This is a genomic window from Streptomyces sp. NPDC000151 (genome assembly GCF_040301705.1).
Classification (GTDB): Bacteria; Actinomycetota; Actinomycetes; order Streptomycetales; family Streptomycetaceae; genus Streptomyces.
In genome coordinates this window covers 1-5,169 of the sequence record NZ_JBEPFC010000255.1, presented here as the reverse complement: position 1 = coordinate 5,169, position 5,169 = coordinate 1, and the positions used below count along the sequence as shown (strand labels likewise).

At 74.1% G+C, this 5,169-nt stretch carries 5 protein-coding genes; 2 read left to right on the top strand and 3 right to left on the bottom strand.

Going from position 1 to position 5,169, the window contains the following annotated elements:
- Window positions 1-220 (top strand): hypothetical protein (locus ABT381_RS34980; RefSeq protein ID WP_351601887.1); only part of this gene is annotated, 220 nt, incomplete at its 5' end.
- A 125-nt stretch (window positions 221-345) separates the two neighbouring features.
- Here ABT381_RS34980 and ABT381_RS34975 read toward each other — a convergent pair.
- The 3 genes from ABT381_RS34975 to ssd all read right to left on the bottom strand — a co-directional run bounded on the left by ABT381_RS34975 (window position 346) and on the right by ssd (window position 3,910).
- Window positions 346-1,311, bottom strand: coding sequence for a type II secretion system F family protein (locus ABT381_RS34975; RefSeq protein ID WP_351601884.1), 966 nt, complete (start codon window positions 1,309-1,311; stop codon window positions 346-348).
- Window positions 1,308-2,519: a TadA family conjugal transfer-associated ATPase gene (locus ABT381_RS34970; protein ID WP_351601890.1), complete on the bottom strand. Its 1,212-nt coding sequence runs from the start codon at window positions 2,517-2,519 to the stop codon at window positions 1,308-1,310. Before ABT381_RS34970 ends, ABT381_RS34975 begins: the two co-directional genes overlap by 4 nt.
- A 221-nt stretch (window positions 2,520-2,740) precedes the next feature.
- Window positions 2,741-3,910, bottom strand: coding sequence for a septum site-determining protein Ssd (gene ssd, locus ABT381_RS34965; protein WP_351601881.1), 1,170 nt, complete (start codon window positions 3,908-3,910; stop codon window positions 2,741-2,743).
- A 467-nt stretch (window positions 3,911-4,377) separates the two neighbouring features.
- Here ssd and ABT381_RS34960 point away from each other — a divergent pair.
- A partial coding sequence (locus tag ABT381_RS34960) for an HAD family hydrolase (RefSeq protein WP_351601879.1) occupies window positions 4,378-5,169 on the top strand: 792 nt, incomplete at its 3' end.

The window sequence follows — 5,169 nt, the reverse complement described above, 5'->3', positions numbered from 1 at the left end:
GACGGCCTCGCGTGGCGCACGCGCCCACGGCCCCCAGTACGGCTCCGACGACCCCGCCGGTCAGGGCAAGGCCGACACCCGCCGCGGCGGCCACCACGACCCACTCCCGAACGGCTTCGTTCTGCTGCTCCGGGCGGACGCGCCTCTCCGAGCCGTCACGCAGCCCGCGGCGGGCTGCGCCGCGCGCTGTCGAGGTGCGGGCCGCCGTCCCAGCGGCTGAGAAAATACGGGTCGCGCGGCGTCGTACGGCGGCCGTGAGAGCGACCCGGCGGATGACCAATGCCGTACAGACCAAGATAGTCGCGAGCGCGGAAACAATCCCCAGGCTGTGGATAACTTTGGCGGTCATCGGTCTGCCCGCCCCTCCGCCGTGCGGACGATGCGGCCCGTCCAGAGCACCCCGGCCCACTCCAGCAGCCCGCCGACCGCCAGGCAGGCCCAGCCGACCGGCGTGTGCAGTAGCACGTGGAGCGGGTCCGCTCCCAGCGCGCTGCCCATCAGCAGTCCGAAGGCCGGGAGGAGGGCGAGCATCAAGGCCGTCGTGCGCGCTCCCGCCAACTGGGCTTGCAGTTCGGACTGTTGATGCCGCTCCGCCCGGAGTCCCGCCGTGATGCGCTCGATGCCCGCGGCGAGCCCGACGCCGCCCTGCACGGCCACCTGCCAGCAGGCGGCCACGCCCGTCAGTCCCTCCGCGCCCGGCAGCCGCGCCGCCTCGCGCAGCGCACCCGGCACGTCCCCGCCGAACCGCGCCGCCGCCAGCACCGCGTCCCCCGCACTGCCCAGTCCGGCCGGCCCCGCCCGGCCCTCCTCACCGGCCAGCACCAGGGCCTGACCCGGCTGGCAGCCCGCACGCAGCTCGGCGGCGACCGCCGCGCAGAACGCGATCACGTCGTCGCGACGGCGGTCGCGTTCCCGTTGCGCGGCGCGGCCGGTCAGCCAACGGTGCGCGACCGGCATCGCCAGCGCCCCGAGAGCCATCGGCAGCAACGACCGGCCCAGGAGACCCAGTACGGCCCCGATGGGCAGGCACCACAGGGCGTGCCCCAACTGCACCGACCGAGCGACCACCCACGTCCGGCATCTGCGGATCGCTCGCTCGCCGTACGCCCAGCGACGCCCCGTACGCGGCCACTGCCCGGCGCCCGGTCGCCGTACGGCATCCCCGGGGCTTGCGGCCTCCCCGCCTGCCAGCAGCAGCCGCGCGCGCCGCAGGGAATTGTCCCGGCCGCCGGCCGTCCAGAGGCCGGCCCCCGCGCACAGCAGTGCCGCGCACACCGGCGTCATCGCCTCCGTCGCCACCTCCCCGCTCATGGCATGTCCCCGTTCACGTCGTCTCCCCCGTGCGTGGCGCTTCCCCGGTCGCAGAGGGCGGCCAGGCGGGCCCAGCCCTCGGCCCGCCGGAAGCCAGTTGGATGCCAGACCGCGGCCGGTGTGGTGGTGACCAGGCCCGAGGGGGCGCGGTCGAGGACGTGGATCTCGGCGATGCGCCGGTGGCCCGTGCGATCGCGTACGAGGTGCAGTACGACCGAGAGCGCGGCGGCCAGCTGGCTGTGCAGGGCCGCGCGGTCCAGCCCGGCGGTCGAGCCGAGCGCTTCCAGCCGGGCCGGTACGTCGGCGGCGGCGTTCGCGTGCACAGTGCCGCAGCCGCCCTCGTGGCCGGTGTTGAGCGCGGCCAGCAGCTCCGTCACCTCCGGGCCGCGCACCTCGCCGACCACCAGCCGGTCCGGACGCATGCGCAGCGCCTGGCGCACCAGGTCCCGCAGCGTGACCAGCCCGACGCCCTCCTGGTTCGCCGGGCGGGCCTCCAGTCGTACGACGTGTGGGTGGTCCGGCCGCAGCTCCGCGGAGTCCTCGGCCAGGACGATCCGCTCGTCCCGCCCCACCAGGCCCAGCAGGGCGCTCAGCAGTGTGGTCTTGCCGCTGCCCGTGCCGCCACTGACCAGGAAGGACAGCCGGGCGGCCAGGACCGACCGCAGCAGCCGGTCGCCGCCCGGCGGCACCGTGCCCGCCGCGACGAGCTCTTCCAGCGTGAACGCCTTCGGACGCAGCACCCGCAGCGAAAGACAGGTCGAGCCGACCGCCACGGGTGGCAGTACGGCGTGCAGCCGGGTCCCGTCGGGCAGCCGTGCGTCCACCCAGGGATGCGCGTCGTCCAGGCGCCGCCCGGCCACCGCGGCCAGGCGCTGGGCGAGCCTGCGGACGGCCGCGGCATCGGGGAAGCGCACGTCCGTGCGCCGGAGTCCGCCACCGCGGTCGACCCAGACCTCGTCGGGCGCGGTGACCAGTACGTCCGTCACCTCGGGCGCGGCGAGCAGCGGCTCCAGGGGGCCGCTGCCGACCATCTCGGAGCGCAGCGCGGCCACGACGCCCAGCACCTCGGCGTCGCCGAGCAGCCGTCCTTCCTCGCGCAGCGCCACGGCCACCCGGGCGGGCGTCGGCTCGGCACCGGCCCGGGCGAGTCTCAGGCGTACAGCCTCCAGGAGCCTCTCCCCCGCGCCACCGCGCGTCCCGGCCCCCAAGCCGTCCGTGCCGGGCCCGGGCTCGGTCCCGGGCGGCTCCGCCACGCCGACCGGCTTCGCCGGGCCGGGCGCGCCCCTCGCTCCCGGAAAGCCATGCGCTTCGGTAAGACCGCGCCTCGCGCTGAGGCCACGCGCCCCGGTGAGGGCCGTCGGCCGGATCGGCCTCCCCCGCCCGGCACCGGTGTCCCGCAGGGCTTCCTTCCGCACTCCGCCGAAACCGTTCATGAGACGGCCTCCTCGCCGTCCTCCGAGCGGGACCGCGAAGCCCCCGCCGTGCCCGCAAGACCGCCGCACCGTGAGGTCCCCGCGCTGCCGGATGTACTGGACTCCGGGCCGCCCAGCGCCCGTCCCCAGAACTCCGTGCAGAACCGGGCCAGTGGTTCCCTTGCGTGCGCGCCCGGTGGGGCGCCGCGGGCGAGCGAGTCCGCGAGGTGGGGGTCCCAGGGCAGGGTGCCGACCAGGGGGAGGGAGAGCAGCCGGGCCGGCTCGGCCTCCGGCAGCCCGGGGCCCGGCGTCTCGCGGACCACCACGCGCAGGTCGCGCAGGGCCGCTCGGGCAGGGGCCGCGACGCGCCGGGCCGCCACCGTCGCGCGCAGTTCGGCGGGGACCAGCAGCAGTCCGACGTCGATCTGGGCGAGCGCTTCGGACACGGCTTCGTCGAGATGGCGCGGCAGGTCGACCACCACGACGCCGCCGCGCCTGCGGGCCGCCGACATCACCGCGCGCATCGCCGGCGGCGGGATCGCCACCGAGTCCCCGCGGTCCCAGCTCAGCACGCGCAGCGAATGGAGGTACGGCAGGGACTCGGCCAGGGCGCCGCCGCCGACCCGGCCGCGGGACTCGGCGAAGGCGGGCCAGCGCAGGCCCTTCTCCCGCTCGCCGCCGAGCAGTACGTCCAGGCCGCCGCCCAGCGGGTCGGCGTCGATCAGTATCGTCCGGTGCCCCTGTCGCGCGGCGGTCACCGCCAGGGCGCAGGCGAGGGTGCTCGCGCCGGCGCCGCCCCGGCCGCCGAGCACGCCCACCGTGAGCGCCGGACGCCGGTCGCCCTCCACCGCGTCCGCGATCCGGTCGACCAGCCAGCTCTCGCCGTCCGGCAGTCCGAGGACGCGCTCGGCGCCGATCTCGACGGCCTGCTCCCACACTCGGGTGTCCTGGGCGTCCCGTCCGATGAGGACCACGCCCGCCCTGCGGCCGGCGCCCCACAGCCGGTGGACGCAGTCCTCCCCGACGATCACCAACGGAGCCGACTCCCAGCCCGCGGCCCGGACGCTGCCTCCGTGCGCCACGGCCGGCAGCGTGCCCGCCGCCGCGCAGAGTCTGAGGAGATCGTCGAGGAGGCTTTCGTCCTCCGTGACGATCAACGGTCCGGGCTCTTGCGGGCCCCGGTCCATACGATCCAAATCGTTGCTTCCGGCCACGTTCCGTCCCCCTGTCGCTACACAACTCGCACATCCGCGAACTTCGCGGACTTTCACGGTGCAGCGATCCGGGAAATCTCGTGGATCTTGGTCGAAAACTGTGGACAACTACTGAGGCTGTGAATATCCCGGTCACCTATACCGGCGACTATGGAAAACTTCCTGAGAGCAGTCTTCTGATTACGGTAAGTTACGAACGAGGGGCGCAGCAGCGCCCGGCGATCGATCGCCGAAGGAAGTTCAGGAAGCAGTCCCCGGGGTCCGAAAACGGGTCCGGACATGCGACGACCCCCGCCGGGGGGGAGAGCGGGGGTCGTCCCCACGGCCGACTCGGGGGGGGAGGAGTCGGGCCGGGTTAGCACGGTCGCGAACGATCCGTGACTTCCATGGTGTACCCGAGAGCCTTCTCAGGCAAACCCACGCGCCACACCTTACGCCGAATGGTGCCCCCCTATGCTCGCCTTGTGGAAAACCGAAGCTCGCTTCCTTCAGCACCCCACTCAGCGCCTCGGGCGGCCGCGTTCTTCGACCTGGACAAGACAGTCATTGCTAAGTCGAGCACGCTGACCTTCAGCAAGTCGTTCTACCGAGGTGGCCTGATCAATCGACGGGCCGCACTGCGCACCGCGTACGCCCAGTTCGTCTTCCTGGCGGGCGGCGCGGACCACGACCAGATGGAGCGGATGCGGGAGTACCTCTCCACGCTCTGCCGTGGGTGGGACGTGGCGCAGGTACGGGAAATCGTCGCCGAGACCCTCCACGACCTGATCGACCCGCTCATCTACGACGAGGCGGCGTCCCTCATCGAGGAGCACCACACCGCGGGCCGCGACGTCGTCATCGTCTCCACCTCGGGAGCCGAGGTGGTCGAGCCGATCGGTGAGCTGCTCGGCGCCGACCGGGTGGTGGCCACGCGCATGGTCGTCGGCGAGGACGGCCGCTTCACGGGCGAGATCGAGTACTACGCCTACGGCCCCACCAAGGCCGAGGCGATCCGGGAGCTCGCCGCTTCCGAGGGGTACGACCTCGCGCGTTGCTACGCGTACAGCGACTCGGCGACCGACGTACCGATGCTGGAGACCATCGGCCATCCGCACGCGGTCAACCCCGACCGCGCGCTGCGCCGGGAGGCCGCGACCCGCGGCTGGCCCACGCTGGCCTTCAACCGGCCGGTGCGCCTGAAGCAGCGGATCCCGACGCTCGCCATGCCGCCACGGCCGGCGCTGGTCGCC